Annotated in this window: 19 protein-coding genes and 1 tRNA gene; 14 read left to right on the forward strand and 6 right to left on the reverse strand. The window is 61.9% G+C overall.

The features are described 5' to 3' along the window. The first annotated feature begins 109 nt into the window (after positions 1-109). The 4 genes from JRN21_00435 (at position 110) to JRN21_00450 (ending at position 6,850) form a co-directional block, all read left to right on the forward strand. On the forward strand, positions 110-2,851 hold the full coding sequence (locus JRN21_00435; GenBank protein MDG6987780.1) for a molybdopterin-dependent oxidoreductase: 2,742 nt from the start codon (positions 110-112) through the stop codon (positions 2,849-2,851). Between the two features lie 62 nt (positions 2,852-2,913). Beyond that, entirely contained in the window at positions 2,914-3,423 is a 510-nt protein-coding gene (locus JRN21_00440) for a (2Fe-2S)-binding protein (protein ID MDG6987781.1), read from the forward strand. Then, positions 3,420-5,834 (forward strand): molybdopterin-dependent oxidoreductase, encoded by a 2,415-nt coding sequence (locus JRN21_00445; protein MDG6987782.1) that lies wholly within the window; start codon positions 3,420-3,422, stop codon positions 5,832-5,834. The genes JRN21_00440 and JRN21_00445 overlap by 4 nt, the downstream gene beginning before the upstream one ends. Before the next feature lie 2 nt (positions 5,835-5,836). Then, positions 5,837-6,850: an FAD binding domain-containing protein gene (locus JRN21_00450; GenBank protein ID MDG6987783.1), complete on the forward strand. Its 1,014-nt coding sequence runs from the start codon at positions 5,837-5,839 to the stop codon at positions 6,848-6,850. Between the two features lie 15 nt (positions 6,851-6,865). Here JRN21_00450 and fdhD read toward each other — a convergent pair whose 3' ends face one another. From fdhD to JRN21_00475, 5 genes are all read right to left on the reverse strand, one after another. Next, positions 6,866-7,723 carry a formate dehydrogenase accessory sulfurtransferase FdhD gene (fdhD, locus tag JRN21_00455; GenBank protein MDG6987784.1) on the reverse strand — a complete coding sequence of 286 codons (858 nt, stop codon included), beginning with the start codon at positions 7,721-7,723 and terminating at the stop codon, positions 6,866-6,868. Between the two features lie 54 nt (positions 7,724-7,777). Then, complete coding sequence (locus tag JRN21_00460; protein ID MDG6987785.1) at positions 7,778-8,320, reverse strand: hemerythrin domain-containing protein; 543 nt, start codon at positions 8,318-8,320, stop codon at positions 7,778-7,780. A 21-nt stretch (positions 8,321-8,341) separates the two neighbouring features. Further along, positions 8,342-9,382, reverse strand: a complete 1,041-nt coding sequence (locus tag JRN21_00465) for a phosphate uptake regulator PhoU (protein MDG6987786.1) — start codon at positions 9,380-9,382, stop codon at positions 8,342-8,344. A gap of 93 nt (positions 9,383-9,475) precedes the next feature. Continuing rightward, positions 9,476-10,021 (reverse strand): molybdopterin-guanine dinucleotide biosynthesis protein B, encoded by a 546-nt coding sequence (gene mobB, locus JRN21_00470; GenBank protein MDG6987787.1) that lies wholly within the window; start codon positions 10,019-10,021, stop codon positions 9,476-9,478. Then, the gene (locus tag JRN21_00475) at positions 10,018-11,361 is read right to left on the reverse strand and encodes a molybdopterin molybdotransferase MoeA (protein MDG6987788.1); all 1,344 of its coding nucleotides are present in this window, start codon (positions 11,359-11,361) and stop codon (positions 10,018-10,020) included. The genes mobB and JRN21_00475 overlap by 4 nt, the downstream gene beginning before the upstream one ends. 183 nt (positions 11,362-11,544) lie before the next feature. Between JRN21_00475 and JRN21_00480 the strand changes: the two genes are divergently transcribed. Beyond that, positions 11,545-13,323: a benzoate-CoA ligase family protein gene (locus tag JRN21_00480; GenBank protein MDG6987789.1), complete on the forward strand. Its 1,779-nt coding sequence runs from the start codon at positions 11,545-11,547 to the stop codon at positions 13,321-13,323. Between the two features lie 216 nt (positions 13,324-13,539). Continuing rightward, positions 13,540-14,790 (forward strand): MFS transporter, encoded by a 1,251-nt coding sequence (locus tag JRN21_00485; protein MDG6987790.1) that lies wholly within the window; start codon positions 13,540-13,542, stop codon positions 14,788-14,790. 6 nt (positions 14,791-14,796) lie between these two features. Here JRN21_00485 and JRN21_00490 read toward each other — a convergent pair. Next, positions 14,797-14,887, reverse strand: a tRNA-Ala gene (locus JRN21_00490). A gap of 79 nt (positions 14,888-14,966) precedes the next feature. On the opposite strand from JRN21_00490, the gene JRN21_00495 reads away from it, so the two are divergent. The 8 genes from JRN21_00495 to JRN21_00530 all read left to right on the forward strand — a co-directional run bounded on the left by JRN21_00495 (position 14,967) and on the right by JRN21_00530 (position 21,545). Next, entirely contained in the window at positions 14,967-16,157 is a 1,191-nt protein-coding gene (locus JRN21_00495; GenBank protein ID MDG6987791.1) for an aminopeptidase P family protein, read from the forward strand. A gap of 57 nt (positions 16,158-16,214) precedes the next feature. After that, on the forward strand, positions 16,215-17,435 hold the full coding sequence (locus JRN21_00500) for a nicotinate phosphoribosyltransferase (GenBank protein MDG6987792.1): 1,221 nt from the start codon (positions 16,215-16,217) through the stop codon (positions 17,433-17,435). A gap of 8 nt (positions 17,436-17,443) precedes the next feature. Further along, positions 17,444-18,031, forward strand: a complete 588-nt coding sequence (locus JRN21_00505; protein ID MDG6987793.1) for a nicotinamidase — start codon at positions 17,444-17,446, stop codon at positions 18,029-18,031. Between the two features lie 155 nt (positions 18,032-18,186). Further along, entirely contained in the window at positions 18,187-18,633 is a 447-nt protein-coding gene (locus tag JRN21_00510; GenBank protein ID MDG6987794.1) for a hypothetical protein, read from the forward strand. Positions 18,634-18,926: 293 nt separating this feature from the next. Beyond that, a complete protein-coding gene (locus JRN21_00515) occupies positions 18,927-19,496 on the forward strand; it encodes a hypothetical protein (GenBank protein ID MDG6987795.1) in 570 nt (189 codons plus the stop codon). Beyond that, complete coding sequence (locus tag JRN21_00520) at positions 19,497-19,694, forward strand: hypothetical protein (GenBank protein ID MDG6987796.1); 198 nt, start codon at positions 19,497-19,499, stop codon at positions 19,692-19,694. It abuts the gene before it with no gap. Positions 19,695-19,991: 297 nt separating this feature from the next. Next, entirely contained in the window at positions 19,992-20,858 is an 867-nt protein-coding gene (locus tag JRN21_00525; GenBank protein MDG6987797.1) for a DUF4234 domain-containing protein, read from the forward strand. A gap of 387 nt (positions 20,859-21,245) precedes the next feature. Beyond that, positions 21,246-21,545 carry a hypothetical protein gene (locus JRN21_00530; GenBank protein MDG6987798.1) on the forward strand — a complete coding sequence of 100 codons (300 nt, stop codon included), beginning with the start codon at positions 21,246-21,248 and terminating at the stop codon, positions 21,543-21,545. The last annotated feature ends 25 nt before the right edge of the window (positions 21,546-21,570 follow it).

Below are 21,570 nucleotides of genomic sequence, written 5' to 3' on the forward strand. Positions count from 1 at the left end.
CGGCTTCAGGGCAGCTCATCTCCGTTCGTGGGGCCGGCAAGGCAATCTGAGGTTTTATAGCCCCGCCAACCTCTTATAAATATAAATTAGAACTAAAAATATAAATATTATGAACGAGTCGAAACGACCCGAGTCCGACTTGCGAAGGTCTGTTCCGACGTTCTGCAATCAGTGCGTCAACGGGCCTGACCTCTTCAAGGTGATCGTGGACGACGGCCGGGCCGTCGCGATAGAGCCTAACTTCGAAGCTTCGACGGTCCATCCTGCCCGAGGGCGCGTCTGCCCCAACGCCTACGGCCTCGTCCAGAAGACGTACAACCCCGACCGTATCAAGGCCCCGATGAGGCGGACGAACCCCAAGAAGGGGCTCGACCAGGACCCGAAGTGGCAGGAGATATCCTGGGACGAGGCCTTGGACTTGGTCGCCGAGAAGATGCTCGCTGCCCGGGCGAAGGGGCTCACGGACGAGAACGGGCATCCGAGGTTGGCGGCTGTCTTCGGGGAGGGAGGCGCCCCGGACGCGTACTATGGGAGCCTCAACGCCCTTCTTCAGGCTTGGGGTGGGCCCATCGACTTCGGATTCGGGACAGGCGAGGGAATCAAGTGCTACCACACCGAGCACCTGCTCGGAGAGTTCTGGCACAGGGCGTTCATAGTCGCCCCCGACACCCCGAGCACGCAGCTCCTCCTCTCGTTCGGGCACAACGACAACGTGACGAGCGGCGTCCAGGGGATATTCAGGCATGCCGAGGGGAGAACGCGAGGGATGCGCCGCGTCCAAATCGAGCCCCACCTGTCGGTCACAGGGGCCAAGGCGGACGCGTGGGTCCCCATCAGACCGAAGACGGATGCCGCTTTCCTTCTTGCCATGCTCAACGTGATAATCTCAGAGTCTGACTGGAAGTCGACGTGCGACGTGGGGTTCCTCCAGAATATGACTAACAGCCCCTACCTGATCGGCCCGAAGGGCCACTACCTGAGGGACGCGAAGTCAAAGAAGCCCCTGATCTGGGACAACTCCAGCGGCACCCCGAAGGCGTACGACGACCCGGATGTGAAAGACCCCGCCTTGGTCGGGACGTTCAAAGTCGACGGCGTGGAGGTCGGGCCCGACGGGGAAGAGCTCCCCTGCCACGGCTGCCTGTCGAGGCCCTCGTTCGATCTGATGCGCGACTTCGTGAAGCCATACAGCCCTGAATGGGCGGCAAAGATATGCGACGTCGACGCTGACGTCATACGAAGGCTAGCGTCTGACTTCGTGAAAACGGCGAGTGTCGGCTCCACCGTCGAGGTTGACGGCATTACGCTCCCCTTCCGCCCGGTGTCCATCCTGCTGGGGAAGACCGTCTCCAACGGCTGGGGCGCCTTTCAGGCCGTCTGGGCCAGGACGGTCCTCCTCGCACTCGTAGGGGCGCTCGAAGTCCCCGGGTCCGTCATGGGCGTGAACACGCGGCTGAACAGGCCCATGAGCGACAGGCTGGAAACGGTCTCGCTCGGCGAGGACGGTTTCATGCGGCAGTCGCTCAATCCCACCTCCAAGGAGGGGTGGGAATCATCCCCGCGCACCAGGAACGCCTACAAGACGCTCGTCCCCCTCGTCCTCGACTCGTCTTGGAGCCAGGCCCTCGGGCCTTCGTCCCTCCCCTATCTCTTCGTGACCGACGAGCTCGAAGGATTCACCAGGGTCAGCCCGCCTGACGTCTGGATCGTCTTCAGGGCCAATCCCCTGATATCCCTCTGGGACGTGAAGCCTGTCGCCGAGAGCCTGTCGAAGTTCCCATTCATAGTCGCCTTCGCTTACGTGCCAGACGAGACCAACTGGTTCGCCGACGTCCTTCTCCCGGAAAGCACGGATCTCGAGAGCCTTCAGCTCGCGCGCATCGGTGGGACGAGCTATCAGGAGCAGTATTGGGACTACACGGGGGTGGCGATAAGACAGCCCGCCGTCACTCCCAGCCACGACACCCGGGACATGACCGACATTGCGACTGAACTAGCCTTCCGCTTGGGGCTCGTCGAAGAATACTACAAGTCGATTAACCGCGGAGCCCTCGGTTTCAGACTACGCACCCCCCATTACGACTTTTCCCTCCATCCCGGCAGGAAGTACACGTCGGCCGAAATGTGGGACAGGGCTTGCAGGGCTGCTACGCTCGCCCTGAGCAACGGGAAGGAGGAGCACGACCTCGACTGGTTCCGCGAGCACGGCTTCTACGTCGTCCCATTCAAGCGGATCAACTGGTATCTCCATCCTCTGATGGTCGCCAAGAAGCTCAGATACGAGCTCCCATACCAGGAGCGGCTCTTCAGGGTCGGCGAGGAGTTGCACAGGCGGCTCCACGAGAAGGGGGTGAGCTGGTGGGACAGGCAACTCGAAGAGTACCAGGCGCTCCCGGGATGGGAAGACTTCCCCGCGATCTGGGAGCGGGTCCCGGCCTCCTTTGGCAAGAAACCCCAGGACTACGCCTTCTGGCTGCTCACCACGAAGAGCATGCAGTTCGTCCACGGGCTCAACGCGATGATTCCAATGCTGATCGACGTCTCTGGTAACATCATGGGGCACAGGGCGGTGATGATGAACGCAGGTGTAGGGAGAGAGCTGAAACTCAAGGACAACGACTGGGTCTGGATACAGTCTCCCATAGGGAAGGTGAAGGGCAGGGTCCTTCTGAGAGAGGGCGTCAGGCCGGACGTGCTCGTAGCCCTGGGACAGTTCGGGCACTGGGTGACTCCCAGGGCGAAGGACATAGGGATGCCAGGGATGAACAGGCTGGTCCCCATCACCATCGACACCACCGATGGGACAGGGAGCGGAGCCGACCTCGTCAGAGTGGCGGTGTCGAAGGCCTGAGCACGACCAAGGGAGTCCGGAGGCGCGGCGGGGCTCACGAAAAAGGGAGGTCGAAGGCCACCCTGAAAGTGAACGGCGAACGCCGTGAAGTCCTGATCAGCCCCCACTCGACCCTCCTCGAAGTCCTCCGAGAGGATCTCGGCCTGACAGGGACGAAGCACGGCTGCGAGCTCGGGGAATGCGGCGCTTGCACCGTCTTGGTCGACGGGGCGCCGACGCTTTCCTGCATCACACTTGCGACAGGAGTGTCCAAAGAAAGCCGCGAGGTAACCACCGTCGAAGGACTTGCCACAGGGGGAGGCCTCAGCCCGCTCCAGGATGCCTTTGTAGCGACAGGCGCAATCCAGTGCGGTTACTGCACCCCCGGCATGCTGATGTCGGCTACCGCGCTCCTCAGAGAGAACCCGGCCCCGAGCGACGGGGAAATCAGGCTTGCCCTGTCGGGGAACTTCTGCAGGTGCTCCGGGTACACGAAGATAATCGAAGCGGTGAAGCTCGCGTCCGAGAAGATGGAAGGCCATGACGCCATCAGACGCGCGGTACGACTCGAAGGGTCGACGGGATCGCCATGACGCTGGAAGACGCACGCCTGTCCGTGGTGGGAAAGCCGCTCCCCCGGGTGGGGGCAGCTTCGAAGGCTACGGGCCAGGCGAAGTACACCGACGACCTCACCCTGCCGGGGACGCTCCACGCCAAGCTCCTGCGGAGCATCTACCCGCATGCCTTGGTGAAATCCGTCGATGTCTCGCGGGCTGAATCGATCGAAGGAGTCAAGGCCGTGATAACGGGGAAGGACCTCCCCACCAAGTACGGCATAATGCCGACCAGCGAAGACGAGACAGCCCTGGCCGTGGACAAGGTGCGGTACGTGGGCGAGCCCGTCGCAGCCGTCGCCGCCACCGACCCGGAGGTGGCCGATGAAGCGCTGAAGGCCATACAGGTGGAGTACGAGCCCCTCCCATCCATCTTCTCCGTCGAAAAGGCCCTCTCCACAAGCGAGCCGAGGATACACGACTACGGCCACGCCCCCAACATACAGAGGATGGCGAGCCTCGAGTTCGGGAACGTCCAGGGCGGGTTCTCCAAGGCCGAATACGTCCGCGAGGACACCTTCTTCTACGCGGGGAGCAACCATCTCTCTATAGAGGAGCACTCCGCCCTCGCCTCCTACGGTCCGGACGGCAGGCTGACCCTGTGGTCCTCGACCCAGGTGCCCCACTACCTTCACAAGACCCTCGCCAACGTCCTGGGCCTCCCTCCGCAACGCGTCCGGGTGTCAGTCCCCGAGGTCGGAGGCGGATTCGGGGCGAAGACGGACATCTTCTCCCACGAGATAGCAGCTTCGAAGCTCTCGATGGTCACCCGGCTCCCTGTGAAGATTACCTGCACGAGGGAAGAGGTGTTCTACCTCCACAGAGGAAGGCACCCCACCGTCATCTGGCTGAAGTCGGGCTTCACCCGGGATGGCCGCCTGACGGCGGTTCACATCAGGACCGCTCTGGACGGCGGAGCCTACGGTAGCTACGGCTCGGCTACCACCTACTACACAGGCGCCCTCCTCCCGGCGACATATCGCATCCCGAGTTACAAGTTCGAAGGGCTCCGCGCGTTCACGAACAAGCCGCCCTGCGGCCCCAAGCGCGGGCACGGGACGCCACAGCCCAGGTTCGCGATGGAGTGCCAGATGGACAAGGCGGCCGAAGCCCTCGGCCTCGACCCCACATCAATCCGGCTCCGGAACGCAGTCAAGCCCTTCTCGAAGACGGTCAACCATCTGAGAATCACGAGCTGCGGTCTCGAAGACTGCATCCGCAAGGTCGCCGAGGCGTCAGGCTTCGAAGGGAAGCGCGGCAAGCTCGGGAAGGGGAGAGGGGTCGGATTCGCGGTCGGGAGCTATCTCAGCGGAGCGGGGCTCCCGATATACTGGAACGACATGCCTCATTCCGGGGCCGAGGTCAAGGTGGACAGAGGAGGCGAGGTCACGGTCTACTGCATGGCCACAGACATCGGGCAGGGTTCAACGTCGGTCATCACCTCGATAGCCGCAGAGGTCCTCGGCATAGACCAGTCGGACGTCCAGGCGGTCACGGCAGACACGGACCTCACGCCGGTGGACCTCGGGAGCTACTCGAGCAGGGTCACTTTCATGGCTGGGAATGCCGTCCTCGAAGCAAGCAAGAAGATACGCAGCCTGGTCTTCAAGGCGGCCTCCGAGCGCCTCGGCGTGCCCGAGGAGGACCTCGAGGCGAAGGGGAGGCGCGTCTATTCGGTGAAGGACGGTACCAAGTCCGTGGGCTGGCCGGAAGCGGTCCGCCTCGCGGAGTCGAAGTTCGGGACGCTCGCTGCCGGGGGGAGCTACAAACCCCCGAAGCTTGCCGGGCCTTACAAGGGGTCGGGGGTGGGCCCGTCGCCTGCGTTCAGCTACTCTGCATGCGTGGCACAGGTCGCCTGCGATCCTACCACCGGCCTTGTCCAGGTGGAGGAGATATGGCTGGCGCACGATGTCGGGAGGGCGATCAACCCCAAACTCGTGGAGGGGCAGATCGAGGGGGGCGTCCTCATGGGGCTGAGCGAGGCGCTGATGGAGGAACAGGTGGTCCGCGAGGGCCTTGTGACGTCGTCGTCCTTCCTCGGGTACAAGGTCCCCACCGCCCTGGACGTTCCAGAGATCCACTCGATCATCGTGGAGACGATCGACCCTGAAGGGCCCTTCGGAGCCAAGGAGGCTGGGCAGGGGCCACTCCTCCCCGTCGCGCCTGCCATAGCCAATGCGGTCTACGATGCCCTCGGAGTCCGGGTCGACGAGGTCCCCATCACCCCTGACAAGGTGCTGAAGGCGATGGAGTCCAAGGCCAAGAAAGAACCCCAGAGGAAGCCAAGGACCTTCCCTACCGTCCAATTCCCCGAGCCAACGAATGTGGCTCCACCCGATGGCTTCGACAGACCCGTGACGAACCCGCCGGCGGGACGGAGCGGAGGGTGACCATGCTCCGTCTCCCGAAGTTCGAATACCTCTCTCCGGCCACCGTCGAAGAGGCGGTCAGGATCCTTGCGGAGGCCGGCCCGGACGCAGCGCTCGTCGCAGGAGGGACTGACCTCTTCCCGAGGATGATGAGGCGCCAGCGGGAGCCACGTCTGATCGTGAGCGCGGCCGAGATCACCTCTCTAAGGGGGATTAGAGGAGACGCGAAGGACGGCCTCACAGTCGGTCCGAACACGACCCTGGCGCAGTTGAGCGCCGAGCATGCCATAAGGAAGCACTACCCTGCCCTCTCAGAGGCGGCGGCTTGCGTGGCCAGTCCCCAGATTCGGAGTGCCGGGACGGTCGGGGGCAACCTCCTCCAGGAGACGCGCTGCACGTTCAATGACGAATCATACTGGTGGCGGCAGAGCTCCGGTCCCTGCCTGAAGTCGGGGGGGAGCGTCTGTCACGTGGCGGCCAAGAGCGCGCGGTGCTGGGCCGTGTCTTCTTCCGACCTCGCCCCTGTGGCGGTGGCGATGGGAGCCGTGCTGTCGTTCGCCGGTCCGAAGGGGACCAGGGTCGTCCCGGCGGGGGAGTTCTACTCCGACGACGGCATCAACCCGGTCAAAAAATCATCGGACGAAATCCTGATAGGGATATCCTTCCCATCGGCAGAAGGGCTCCTATCGACCTACCTGAAGCTAAGAAGGCGCGGCGCCGTCGACTTCCCCCTCATGGGGGTGGCGGCCGTGGTCAGGGTCGACGGCCGGGGAACCTGTCTGGAATCTCGGGTGGTCGTCGGCGGCATTGCGTCTTGGCCCCTCGCTGTTCCAGGAGTGGACGCCATCCTTCGCGGCAGAGAGCTTTCCCCCGTACTGATAGACGAGGTGGCATCAGCCGCCTATGAAGCCGCGAGGCCCATGGACAACGCCGACCTGACCCTGCTGTACAGGAAAACGATGGTCAGGGAGTACGTCGGGCGCGCCCTAAGGGGGTTCGCTCATGGGTCGAGGGGGTTTCGCCCCGCGCCTCCTTAGGGCCCTCCACACTCGTCAGATACTGAGCCTCTGGCCGTTGCAGTAGATGTTGAACCTGTCTCCGCGCACAAAGCCTGCGAGCGTTACACCATATTCTTCAGCCAGCTGCCTGGAGAGACTGCTGGGCGCCCCAATGGCTGCTACAACCGGGATGCCCGCCATGACGGCCTTCTGAACGAGCTCGAAGCTCGCGCGTCCGCTCACGAGCAGCAGGGTGTCCGACGCAGGGAGCTTCCTCTGCAGGAGCAGCGCCCCGACCACTTTGTCCAGGGCGTTGTGCCGCCCCACGTCCTCTCTGAGGAGGAGCAGCCTTCCCTCGGGATCGAAGAGGGCGGAGGCATGGATCCCCCCTGTCTTTGCGAAGAGGCTCTGAGCCTCCTTCATCTTCTCCGGGAGCTTCCCGAGCACCCCGCCGTCGATCTGGAAGGTCCCCACAGGCCTGACCGCACACTCCGACCTCACCAGCTCGATTGACGCCTTTCCGCATATGCCGCAGCTCGAAGTGGTGTACACCTTCCTGCTGAGTCGATCGGCGTCGAAGGTGAGCCCTGGAGAGAGGGTGACGTTCACGATATTGTAATTCTGTGGCTCGAGCGGGTCGGTGCAGTAGGCGATCGATTCGATGTCGTCGCCACGCTTTACCGCTCCCTCGCTGAACAGGAAGCCTGCCGCAAGCTCGAAGTCGTTCCCTGGCGTCCGCATGGTCACGGCCACGCTGTGCTTGGTGCCAGAGCCTCTCCCGTCCGGAGTGACGACCCTTATCTCCAGAGGCTCCTCGGTGGCGAGCAGGTCATCCTTGTCCATGGCGGAGCCACCTTCCACCGCCTTTACCGATACGGGGACCACGCTCCCGGGGCGCTCCGTCTTAGGCATCAACCTGCAAATCACCGGCCACGCGAAGCCCCTTCGTACAGAGCACCGAAGTCCTCAGGCGGGGCTCCTCCCCCACGCCTTCTTCACCAGCCTGTCCAGCTCCCCCCGCCCCACATCGTCCTTCTTCGAGCCGAAGCAGTTGACGTTCTCTTCGTCGTCTCCTCCTTCCATCGTCTCTTCTCCCATGGGGAAGAGCATCCCGTTCTCCTTCTGGATGTGGACCTCAAGAAGGCCCCGGTATTCCTCGCAGAGCTGCGTAATGGCGCCGACGTTGTCACTTCCGCCTTCGTTGAGGACGAGCTGCGCTCCCAGCCTCCTCACAAGGTCCCGGCCCGCTTGGTGCTCCTCCAACATCACCTGTAATATCGGGCTTTCCTTGCCTATGCCGCGCCTCTCTAGGCAGGGGAAGAAGCAGCTCTCTTCCTTCCCGTGATGGCACCTGTCGATGAAGGTACCGCTGAAATCGACGATGTCTTTGAGGAAAACTGCGTCGACCTTCCCGCTCTGGCGCATTAGCTCCGTCTCGCGGCCAAGTTCCTCCAGGACCCTCGCTATTATCCTGTGGTCATCCCTGAGTTCGTCCGTCGAACGGGACAACCTTACACATCCCAGGCGAGGCTAGGATGACTCCCCCGAGGGGAAGAATATCCTGTTGCTCGCCGCGTCCGCCATTCCTATGCTGTAACCGGCAATCCTCCTGATCTCCCTCGCGATGAGCATCCCTGCCACCGCCTTCTTGACGTTCTTGGTACCCTTCGATATCTGTGCCCCGATGCTCCCGTCTATCGTCTTCACCAGCTCCATAAGCTTCAGCGTCTTCAGCACCCTGGAGTAGTCCTTGTTCAGGAACGCCTCCACGGACAGCCTCTGCATCTCGTAGGCTGCCTCGGACATCCGCCTTAGGGACCTTAGTATTCCCTCCTCAATGGGCTGTGCGAGGTCCTTCATGTGCCTCGCGATGTAGATACCATGGTAGACGGTGCGGTTGAGGTCCCTCACCAGGAGGCCGTAGGTTATCAGCTCCCTGCTGTCTTTGATTCCGCTGTCGTATGCCTCCTGCGAGTTGACGCTGCAGACGGCGAGCTTCCTGATCATCGCCCTGTAGCTCCTCAGAATCTCCGGCTCCCGCCCTATCACCTCTGCCGCAAGGTCGACGTCTCCCTTCATGACGGCGGCGAAGGCGTCTCTGTGAATCGAAAGCGCGATCTCCTGTATCTCTCCTATCATGGTGTCGAGAGGCTTCTTTTCCTGTCCCAGTGTCACTTCGAAAGTCACCGAGTAGCCGTCCTCCTTCGCAACTTCGATTCCGGGGAGGTCGAGCCTGACCTCTCGCAACTCCTTCTTCGTCCCGACGGGCATGACCTTGCGCGAGCTCACGGTCATCACGTCCGCGCCCTGCATATAGTACGTCCATAGGAGATACCTGATCGACTTCACGTCGTCGACGGACTCCATGTGGATCTCGGCCTTCTTCTTCTCCCCCATCAGCTTCGTGGGAGCTAGCTTGAGGGATACTCCGTCCTCCACCACGAACAGCTCGGCCCCCTTCTCCATGCTGTGCTTGGTCACCCACCAGCGGGGGAGGGTTATCGTATAGCTGCCTCCCTTGATGGCCTGAAGGCTCCTGCGTCCCGGTTGCGAGGGGACCGTCTTGCCCATCGTTCATCGCGTGAGAACATTGATTCTATTAGGCTTTTTGTATATATTCCTCGCAGAGTATGTAACCCGAGAAGTAAAATTATAGCATAGACGTCATGTATATTGCTTCCCTCTGCCTCCGCCCTTCGTGAGGATCCTCAGGAGCATCGCTCCGTCTTCCGGAAGGACGACATAGGGTACTCCAAGCGCCGAGCATCCTCTCTTCCCTACGGCCACCCTCCCCGTCACAAATCTCGCACCGGGGTGCAAACGCAGGAGCTTCTCAGCCTGTCCGACATCCTCCGCGCAGATTCCATGCACGGCGCCTCGGGGAGGGCCTGTCTTCCCGTGCATCCCCTCCACCAAGACGAAGTCCAACCCTCCGCCAAGCGCCTCTGCGACCTCCCTTGCCGTCAGCCTTCTCGTGTCCCTCTTCTGAATGACCGCGACCTCGTGACGCGCGACAACGGCTACCGCCGACGCCCCGGCCTTTGCATGCCTCCATGTATCCTTCCCGGGAGTGTCGATGGAGAAGCTTGGTTCGTGGACGTGCTTGATGGTCCCGACCTTGAGCCCTGCCTTCTTCATCGCCCTGACTGTCGCTTCGATCGCCGTCGTCTTCCCTCCTCCCTTGTATCCGAAGAACACCACCAGCTTCATGTTTCCCGCCCCGACGCCCCAACCCTCGCGAGTTCGGCGGGCCCTAGGAGTTCGACTTCAACGCTGCTTGACGCCTCAACTTTCTTGTTCGCCCCGAGACGGACGAAGCCACTGGCTTCGGATAGACTCCCCAGAAGGTTCGAACCCCATTTCAGAGGCGTGGCGACCAAAGAGCCGTCCTCCCGCCGCAGCTTCATCAGGAAGTAGGCGTCTAGGGGTCGCCTGTTCGCGAGTTCCTCCTCAGTCCGGGCGACGACAGAGACCCTGCCGAAGTCGGGGTCCTGACCTGAGAGCATGTTGACCACCGGGAGGGCCACGGCGAATGTGGCGAGGGCGGCCGAAACAGCGTGCCCCGGGAGGATGACCACAGGCTTCGTGACGCCCTTCCTTCTGACGATCGCCAGTCCTGTCGGCTTGATGGGCACCGCGCGTATCCCATGGAACAGGAGTTCGGACCCCGGAATCGACTCCAGCGCCTCGGAGACAAGGTCGTACTCGCCTACGGAGCTTCCGGCTATGGTCGTGATCACATCGACGATTTCGAGGCCCTTCTCTATCGCCAAGCGGACGTCTTCCTTCCCGTCCTCGCATATCCCCAACGATACGGTCTCCACCCCCCGGGCCTCGAGATACCCCCTTACCATGTTCGAATAGTTGTTGAATGGACCCACCCTGTGCTTCGACTTCGCGGGCCGGGGGAACTCCACGAGTTCGCTCCCGACGGAGAGCACGCCTGCCCTCGGCCTCCTCTTCACCCGAAGGGTCGTCGTGCTGCAGGCCAGGCAGAGTGCAAGGGAAGCCGCAGTCACCGTCTGGGACCGTCTCAGTATCACCGAACCCTTGCGCACGTCCTCTCCTGAAAGGGATACGTTCTTCCACCTGGGGAACTCCCTGGACACCTCGACGCCGGAGCCCTCCAAGGCCCTGACGTCTTCTTCCTTCACCACGAGGTCTGCCCCGGCCGGCATCGGGGCTCCTGTCGCCACCTGAAGCGCCTCCCCCGGTCCGACGGCACCTTTGGCCGAACCGATTCCGTAGGGACGGACGGAACCAACGACCGTGAGGGTGACTGGCCTGTCGACGGCGGCGCCCTTCAGGTCTCTTTGCCTTACGGCATAGCCGTCCATGGCGGCGACCGATCGGGGAGGGAGGTCCCGGAGCGATCTGACGTCCCCCGACGAGACCCTCATGAGCGCCCTGTCCACCCTGACCTTCTCCGTCGGCCAACTGGTCCCTTCGAGGGCCAGCTTCGCCTTCTCCATCGCCTTGTCCGGCGGGACGAGTTTCAGCACCTTCCATGCGGCTCGTCCTACCGGCCGGGCTCCCGTTCCGTCAGTCAATAGGCATCAGTTCCAGCGCCCCTTCCCGGTAATTAACTCCCGTTTCGGCTCCTGCCTCCGCCAGTCACGACACCCCAGGGTTCCGAGCGCCTCTTTATCAAAAATATAAAAAAACTCCAAAAATATAAATAACTTGCAGCCGACGAACCGCAGCCGTGCTGCGGGTCCTCGTGGCTAAAGAGCCTGGTCGAGATGGAGACGCCCGATAGGTTCAACATAGCAGACGTCCTCCTCAACGAAAACCTGGCCAAGCGGCCTGACAAACCCGCGGTCTACTACGGGGACGAAACGCTCACCTATGCCGGGCTCTACGAGAAGACCAACCAGTTCGCGAACTCCCTCCGAGAGCTGGCGAACATTCGCATCGGGGACACGGTCATGTTGGTCCTTCCCGACAGCCCGGAGTTCTTCATCAGTCTTCTGGGTTCGATGAAAGCTGGTGCTGTCCCCGTCCTGAGCAACGCCCTGCTCAACGACAACGACTACAGGTACATGTTCAACCTGAGCCGCGCAGGCACCGCGGTCGTATCGGCTCCGATACTCGAGTCCCTCAGGCGGATACTCCCGGAGCTGAAGCACCTCAGGAGGGTGGTGGTGGTCGGAGGAGACGGCACGCCCGACGCGACAAGATTCGAAGACATGATCAGGTCGGGGAGCGCCAAGGCCGGGGCTGCTGAGACCTGCCGCGACGACCCGGCGTTCTGGCTCTGGACGTCTGGCACCACAGGCTCTCCGCAGGCTGTGGTGCACCTCCACCACGACATACTCTTCACGACAGAGGCGTTCGGGAAGAACATCCTGAAAATCAGGGACACGGACGTCTGCCTCTCGGCGAGTAAGCTCTTCTTCGCATACGGCCTGGGGAACAGCTTCTCATTCCCCCTCAGATTCGGGGCGTCCACCGTCCTCTATCCTGCAAAGCCCACTCCGGAGAAGCTCCTCGAGCTCATCGACAGGCACAGGGCTACCGTCTTCTTCGCCGTACCGACGATATACAACGCAATGAGCAAGCTGGAGGACGACGCCATCAGAAGGTACGACCACGGCTCCCTCAGGCTCTGCGCATCCGCAGGAGAAGCGCTGCCAGCTAGCGTCTGGACCGGATGGAAGAGCAAGTTCGGCGTCGAAATCCTCGACGGCATCGGGACGACAGAAATCCTCCACTGCTTCATCTCGAACAGGGAAGGGATGGTGAAGCCCGGGAGCAGTGGGCTCCCGGTTCCAGGATACGAAGTGAAGCTTGTGGATGAAGAGGGGAACGACGTGACAGAGCCCGGAGCGAACGGCTTCCTGATGGTGAAGGGAGGGAGCACCACCCCTTACTACTGGCTCAACCAGGAAAGGACGAAGAGGACGATTATAGGGGACTGGATCTACACCGGGGACATCTTCAGTAAGGACGCCGACGGCTTCTACTGGCACCAGGGGAGGGCCACAGACATGCTCAAACCGAGAGGGTTGTGGGTCTCGCCGGTGGAGGTCGAAGCGGCCATCCTTGCGCATGACGCCGTCTTCGAGTGCGCCGTAGTGGGTGTGAAGGACGACGCAGGGCTGGAGAAAGTGAAGGCGTTCGTCGTCCTGAAGGAAGGGCATGCGGGGAGCCCAGAGCTCGTCGCCAGCCTGAAGGAGTTCCTGAAATCGAGGATCGACTCCTACAAGGTCCCGCAGATGGTCGAGTTCGTCGTCGAGCTCCCTAAGACGAGCACGGGGAAGATAAGGCGGTTCATGCTCCGAGAGAAGTCCTCGAGGCAGGGACCAGCGCCTCTCACCGCGGCCCAGAGCGGAATGGCCGAGCCTGCCCGCAGAGGAAGAGGGACTGAGCCAGGGCTGGTGACTATGAGATATGCGCACCTGATGCAAATCTGCAGATACCAGACGGAAGGAGCATGCCTCCGCGAGAGCAATAACCCCCACGACTGTGTGGAGACCCTCTGTCCGCTCGTCGAGAAGTTCACGACGTGACCTCGCAGGAATGGCGGCCCACGGGCTGACGCGAAGAAACTGGTCCCAACCGGCGCGTCCGTCCTGCCGTTCTACACCGATACTACAGACTCCATTCAACCCCTCCCGCACCGGTAGTCTAGGGGCGCTTACTCGCCGAGACGGCCTTCTGACGCGCCACGGGCGAGTCGCTTCCTGCAGGTCGGCAATATATCGGTCCCGACCGGGGCGCCACGGGTGGAAGCCCCTCCCGACTCGAAACCCAGCTACTCCGCCCTCCTGAAGAACAGATCCTTCTCGCGCCTCTTCGTAGGCCAGCTCATCTCTCAATCGGGGGACGCTGTCTTCGATGTGGCCCTCCTCTGGCTCGTCTTGGCCACCACGGGCTCTACCGTCCTCGTGGGGCTCACCCAGGCCGCCGTGCTCATCCCAGCCGTCCTGGTCTCTCCTCTGGCCGGTGTCTATGCAGACAGAGTAAACAGGCGGAACATCATGGTCGTGAGCAACCTGTTCCAGGGCGCCATCACGGCGGCTGTCTCCGTCCTCTACCTGCTAAGCTCGCTTCACTACGCGCTCCTCATCGTCCTGGTCCTGGCGCTATACAGCGGGGCCCAGTTCTACAGGGCTGCTAGCGGAGCAATCATACCCCGGATGGTGGGGAAGGGAGACCTGGGGGCGGCTAACGGCCTGCTCACGCTCAGCCAGTCCTTCAACCAGTTAGTGGGATACAGCGCAGGAGGGATTGTGATCTATGCTCTGGGTCCCGCGGTCCCCATCACCTATGATAGTGTGACGTTCTTTGCCGCTTCCTTCGTACTGATTCTCATAGCGAAATCGCATGGGACTCCAAGGGCCGCATCAGACCCGAGCGTTCCCCGGGCCAGCTTCTCAGTCGACTTCAAGGAAGGACTCAGATACGTCCGCGGGAACAAGCTGTTCCTCGAGATCATGGTTCTCGGGCTTCTGGTCAACTTCTTCTTCACCGCAGCGTCCACCCTCATGGCCCCATATGCGAAGTTCGCAGTTCATGGCAACGCGTCCACCTATGGCTTCCTTTCGTCCGCCTTCGCGCTGGGGGTGGTCGTCGGCTCCATCCTGATAGGCAAAGTGAACTTCAGGAGGTATGTCGGAAAGCTCGTCTTCTTCGGCATAACGGGGGTCGGGCTCCTTATAGCAACAGCAGGCCTGGTCACCAGCATACCCATCGCATTTGCGGATTTTGTGGCCGTCGGAATCCTGCTCGCCGCAGTCAACGTCCCCATCAGCGCCGTGATACAAGCACGTATCCCGGGAGAGATGCTGGGGAGGGTGAACACCGTCCTCGGCGCCACTCTGGCCGCCGCTCAGCCTGTGGCCGCGGTACTGGCCGGAGTCCTGGCAGGGCTCGCCACGGTTAGCGCCGTGTTCGTCGGCTCAGGGGTCGCAGCTGCGGGAGCGACGCTGGCGCTCTATCCGGTGTTCAAGGAGCTGGGAAGCGCACAATACTGATTGGAGTGGACCGGGGGGGAATTGAACCCCCGACCTTGGGACCCCTTGGATTCTCCCGCGTGCGAGGCGGGCATTCATACCGCTGAACTACCGGCCCACAAGCCCAGCCGGATGCCCGTCGTATTTAACAGAGCAACCTGCGAACGGATAAGTCGGCCCTTTTTCCACAAGACGCCATGGGCGACGGCAGCGGGGTGCTGAAGCACGAGTTCCTCGAGAGGAAGATGAAGCTCGTCTGCGAGGCAATGGACGAGCGGGGGATCGACATGTGGATCACCTTCTCCCGCGAGGGGAACGAAGACCCGCTCGCCGAGGACCTGCGCTTCAACAACCTGACCTGGCGTTCCGCAGCCATCATAGAGCGAGACGGGACCAGGACGGCCATAGTAGGAGGTCTGGAGGCGGAGCTCGTGGAGGGGCGAGGGATGTACCAGAAGGTGATCGGCTATGGGAGCGAGGGGGCCGCCCCCGGGTTGAACGAGTTCGTCACCAGGCGGAGACCGAAAAAGATCGCAATCAACTCCAGCCGCGACCTCGGGGAGGCTGACGGCCTCAGCTCCGGGATGGAGCAGTACCTGAAGGCTGCGCTCAAAGGATACGCGAAGAAGCTCGTCCCCGCGGAGGACCTTGCCATCGCTCTCCGGGCCAGGCTCATCCCGGAAGAGGTAGAGCTCCTCACGAAGTCGATCAGAGAGTGCGAGAAGGTCTACGACGAGTTGGAGGGTGAGATACGCCCCGGGAGGACAGACAAGCATGTCCACGACGCCGCCCACCTTCTGCTGGAAGAGAAGGGGCTCCCTCCCGCCTGGGCCCCTGACCACTGTCCTTCTGTCCAGGTAGGCTCGGCCCCTGCTGGGCACCTCGGATACCGGGGAGCCGAGATAAGGAAGGGAGACATGGTCAGGCTCGACTTCGGGGTCAGGTACGAAGGCTACTGCAGCGACATACAGAGAGTCTACTACGTCGGAGGCGGCTCCATCCCAGACGAGGTGAAGAAGACCTTCGCCTCGGCCCGCAGCGCCAACGACGCCGCCCTTTCCATACTGAAGCCAGGCGTCCCTGGCTGGAGGGTGGACGACATAGCAAGGCGGTTGATAGTGAAGGACGGGTTTCCAGAGTACAAACACGCCCTCGGCCACGTCCTCGGAAGGAGCACCCACGAGATAGGCCCCCTACTCGGGCCGAGGTGGCCCAACAGGTATGGGAAACAGGGCGAGAAAGAGGTCGAGGAGGACATGGTCTTCACCATCGAGCCCTCGGTCGAGGGGAAGGCAGGGACCTGCAACCTGGAGCAGGACGTCTTGGTGACCGCGAAGGGGTACAAAGAGCTCTCCAAGAGCCAGCGCGAAATCATCAGAGTGGGCTGACAAGGGGCGCTCTTCGGAGAAACCCTTTTGCGAAGGGGTCGCGGTGCACCCCCACCCATGCCCCGCGGAGACCTGGACGATAGGCTCTTCTGGCTTGCCACAGAGAAGGAGATCAGGACGGCCGCTGCCACGGACGCCTACTTCCTCCACACGAAGAAGGTCCTCAGGAAGAACAACATCGAGTCCAGGGTCGTCATGGAGGTGTTCGCCCGGGACGTCCCCTACGCCGACAACTGGGGGGTCCTGACCGGCGTCTACGAGGCGGCCAAGCTCCTGGAAGGGCTCCCCGTGGATGTCTGGGCCTTCGACGAGGGGTCTGTCTTCCTCGCTGACAAAAGCACGGCGATGTACGAGCCGCTGATGACGATAGAAGGCAGATACTCAGACTTCGTCGAATACGAGAACCCCCTGCTGGGGCTGTTGTCGGCTTCCACCAGCGTTTCGACCCGGGCTGCGAAGCTCAGGGTGGCGGCTGGCCCAAGACTCCTTCTCAGCTTCGGGACGAGGCGGGTGCACCCCGCACTGGCTCCGCTGGTCGAGAGGGCGTGCTACATAGCGGGGTTCGACGGCGTCTCCAACGTGCTGGGGGCCAAGCTCCTCGGGATCGAGCCGTCGGGGACCATGCCTCACGCGCTAGTCCAGATATTGGGGAGTCAGGAGAAGGCCTGGCGTCTTTTCGACGAAGCAGTCCCGGCGGGGATCCCCCGCGTCGCCCTGGTGGATACCTTCTGGGACGAGAAGACCGAGTCCGTGAAAGCCTTCGAGGTCCTGGGGCCGAAGCTCTGGGGGGTCAGGCTTGACACGCCCGCATCCAGGCGCGGAGACTTCGCCAAGATAGTGGAGGAGGTGAGATGGGAGCTCGACATCCGCGGAGGCAAGAAGGTGAAGATCATCGCGTCCGGTAGGCTGGATGAGGAGACAATCGCGAAGCTGAACCCTCTGGTCGACGGCTACGGCGTGGGGACCGCCGTCGCATATCCGCCCGTCGTAGACCTGAGCGCAAAGATCGTCGAGGTCGCGGACGGCGACAGGAGGGAGTTCAGGGCAAAGCGCGGCGGGCTCGGCGGCAAGAAAGCGGTGTTCAGGTCCCAGGGGTTCAGGGACCAGGTCGTCCTCGAGGAGGCGGCCAGGCCCGGGCGCGCGGTCCCCATGCTCAAGCCATTGCTCTCCAAAGGGAAGGTGGTGGGGAGCTTCAGACCCATCGACGAAGTGAGAACCAGGGTCCTGGAAGACCTGGCAGAGCTTGGCAGGTCGACCCCGGCGCTCAAGTGGAGGTGACGCGCTCGGTGCGACCGGCGCTTCTGGTGGTCGACGTACAGGTCGACTTCTGTCCCGGTGGATCCTTGGCTGTCGAGTCAGGCGACGAGGTGGTCCCCGGGCTGAACAGGCTGATCATGGAGTTCCAGGAGCGCGGACTCCCCATCTTCTTCACAAGGGATTGGCACCCTCCCAACCACATGTCGTTCAGGAGCCGGGGAGGGATCTGGCCCCCACACTGTGTTCAGGAGACGGAGGGCGCCGAGTTCCATCCGGCACTGAAGGTACCTGCAGGAGCCCCAATCATAAGCAAGGGTGACGACCCGACGAAGGAGGCGTACTCAGGCTTCCAGGAGACAGACCTCGAGTCGCGCCTGAAAAGGGCCGGCGTTGACAAAGTCATCATAGGCGGCTTGACGACGGACTACTGCGTCAGGCAGAGCTCCCTTGACGCGATCCGCGCAGGCTTCAAGGTCGAGGTCGTTGTAGACTGCACCAGGGCCGTGAACGCAAAGCCTGGGGACGGCGAGAGGGCGCTGGCTGAAATCGGGAGAGCCGGCGTCCGCCTGCTGAGCGCCGAGGCCGTGGCCAGGGAATTGGCCAGCACGCAGCATTAGGTCATCATCCCGGCCCTTGGAGTCGGGCCAGTCCAGATCGCCCGTCGTAGCGCGCCGCGTGCCAGACCGGTTTTTGTGCACCTTCTTTCTATTTATCCGTTCCCGGCCTGCACGTCCGCTCGGTTTTATTAGCAGGCTGCGCCTCGTCCGTCCTGTTGAGCGAAGAAGCGGAGGAGTACGTCAGCTGGTGGCTGGCCCTCTCAAGGGACCCCGACTATTACACTAACACAGAGCAGGGACAGAAGGAGCTGGCCGACATGATCCGCAAGGAGTCGGAGCGCCTCCTCGAAGAGATCGGGAAGCTGGTGAAACCGACGAAGGAAATCATCTGGCTGTCGAACTTCTGCAGGTCGTGCCACTACTTCAGGGCAGAGGGGAGGAAGATGTCGTGTAGCAAGTGGCACGTTCGCATCGTCAAGCCCTTCTATGGGCGAGCCGTATGGAAACAGGTCAGATCGAAGCCCAGCGATGACGAAAAGGAGTTCGTGGTGGACGGCATCGACTGGGACACAAGATGGAAGGAGGTCTCCGAGAAGGTCGTCGACATGGCCGTAGGCATGGTGAACGGCGGGTACCCATACTTCTGCTACAGGGGGACGTAACCCGTCCAAATCCTGTGGGCTCGTAGAACCCGAAGCCCCCCCGACTGGCTCGTGGTTACATGTGGTCTTAGCCCTCGAACCCAAGGCGTGCACGCCACAGATGAGACCCGGTGACGTGAAGTCCGTTGTCACGACCATCAGGAGAACAGGAATGGAACCGCTGCAACTTCTGGCGCTCATAGGAAACTGCGCCGTCCCGCCGTGGAGGACTCCGGGGTGCCCCTGTCGCCTGGGTAGCATCGTTTTTACGACCATCTCTCCTCCCTCTGGCTGTGGCCCAGGACGCCCCACCCATCCAGGCCGCCTCCCCTGGTCTCCCTCCTTACACGAAGAGCCTCCTGAAATGGAGCTTCGCCATCGGCGTCATCCCTCCGGTCGCCCTGGTGGCCGCCCTAGCGCTGAAGAGCACCTACATGCTTGACTACGTGCACGTGCTGACCGGGGGCGCCTGGACCGGGTTCGATCTCTATACCGGCCTGATCCTGTCCCGCATCCTGAAGTCCCTTGAGGTCCCCGCCAGGGTCGAGGTCGCCAAGAGGCTCACCCCAACGACCTTCTTCATCCTCCCGTCCCTATCTGCGGTCGCCATAACCGCGGGCATCTACCTCGCCCAGGAACTCGGGGAGTTCAACCTGAACGACCCCTGGATACTCGCCGCCGGAGCTATAGTGATCATCCTCGTTGCCCAGGGCTTCGGGATCTTCCTTCCCAATGGGGTGAGGATATTCCTCGAACTGGCGAAGGCGAAGCCTGACACCGCCCTGATATCGAAGCTGACCATGAGGAACGTCCGCCTCGCGGCCAGCCAGGCGGTCTTCCAGATTCTGATAATATTGGTGATGGCCCACCTCGCGGTGTATTAGATGAACACAAGCGCCCTCCTCGCCATAGTCGTCTTCGCTGGAGCCCTCCTCCTGGTCTTCGGGTACCTCTACAGGATAGCGGCCAAGAGCCACGCGAGGGGAGAGCTGGCTGACGAAGGGATACGGATCCTCCGCTGGGCACTGCTGGGGCAGCTGGTCATCTTCTTGATACTCGCCATAACTGCGTTCCTGACCTGATAGCTATGTCCCAGGTGGCGACATAATCTACCCAGAAGACTACGAGCCAGAAGAGGCGGACGAGTAATCCTGGAAGAACGGAAATACTTGGTTAGGGTAATGCACGTCATTACTGCATCATCTCCCGAACACGCCGCATCACATTTCTGGGGCAGTTTGTGCGACTGGTTCCTAAACAAAGTAACAGTCGGGGAGGCGTCGGGGAAAGGTTGCGTCGCTGTGAGCGCCTCCTGCGGGTCCGATCGAACCTAGGGTACCTCAGACACAATAAATAGTGCTGTATCTTCCAGCCGGCCGTTGACCTCCTGTCCGAAGTGCGGAAAGGAGGTCTCGAATGAAGTCGCTTTCTGTCCTTCCTGCGGGTACAACCTGAAAGCCCATCAGGCTCCCATAGCTTCCCCTGGGGCTCCACCCCCATCTTCCGGAGCCCACCCGGGGGCCTCAACGAATGCTGGGAAGGCTGGAGTCAGTCAGGCCGTGAAGATGAGGGAGAAGTCAGACAGGGTGATGTCTGTCGCATGGATCTTCCTCCCATTGGTCGGGGTGGCATTCGGCATCGGAGGCTTTGCCAGCTTCTACGTCTTTGGGCTGGGGGGGATTTTCGTCATGCTCGGTCTGATGGTGGTGGAAATCGTCCTCATTGCGGCGTTCTGGTACTTCCTGATCTCGCGTCGGAACGACCACTTCAGAAGGGACAAGGTCCTCAGAAGCGCCCTGGTCGAATACATCCGCCAGGAAGGGGAGGCGACTGGAAGGTCCAGTCAGTTGAGCACCGAGATCGCCACCATGAACTCCATCAACGGCGAGGCGAGCGCCGACGAGACGGAGAAATCAGCCGTGCTCTGGATCATCCTGAGCATCGTCACCTTCGGCCTGCTCGGGCTCTACGTGCTCTACTTTCTGACCAAGGACCCCTACAAGCACGACAGCAGACAGCAGGGGTTCATGCAGCAGGCTCAGTCTGCTCTGGTGAAGCTGGGAAAGACGGTGGTCAACCCGTCCTGGAAGGCCCTCCCCTCGAGGAGCTTCTTCCTGTATTTCGTGCTGTCCATCATCACCTTCGGGCTCTTCGAGTACTACTGGTACTACACCCTCATCGTGGACTTCAACAACCACTTCAAGGCGCAGTGGCAGCTCGAAGACAGCATAATGGCGGCCATCTAGGGCCCTTTCCGCAGAACCGGGGACGAGGTGCGTAGGGAAGGCCAAGGTCAATCAGTCACTCGTTCCGAGCGGTGATCTGTCTCAGGTGGGCGGAATGGACCTCAGCCCTTAGCGCGGTGAAGCCCTCGCATCCTGGAAAACGGCTCCCCTGCCTTTCAGCTGTAGACGCGCCCCCTTGCATGGCGGCACCAGAATCGGCATCACGAGAGGGAGACGGACCTACGAGAAAGACAAGCCACCGCTCATGGAGATGGTGTCGAGGGAGACAGGTGACGCCGTCATTGCCTTCGCCGCCCCTCTCTGGCTCACTTCCGCTAGATGTCCCTCTTCCCCACAGGGCTGTCGATTCACGAGCGTAAACGTGCAGGGGGTCCTACGCCTCGCATATTGGACCTAGAAGCCGTAGTGGGTGACCGCGTCGGGTTCAGGAAGACGATGGGCGACGGCCCCGGAGACCCCCGCTGCCAGTGGGCAGCAAAGGTGGAAGAGCGGGCCCGTGAAATCTACAAGGGTCCGCCCGACCGCATCGTCTTCCACTACGCGGAAGACGGAATCAGGCTGCTTACCGATGGGGAAAGCAAGGTCTCCCTGCTCATAGCGGTGCGGGAGCTTTACGGGCAGATAGCGCAGACTAGCAAGCATTCGCCTGTGGTAGGGATTCGAACTCTGGGTGGAAGTGGGCTTTGAACCCGCCGGGGATTATGAGCCGTGA

The sequence above is a fragment of the Nitrososphaerota archaeon genome, from assembly GCA_029785825.1.
Lineage (GTDB): Archaea > Thermoproteota > Nitrososphaeria > Nitrososphaerales > Gagatemarchaeaceae > UBA183.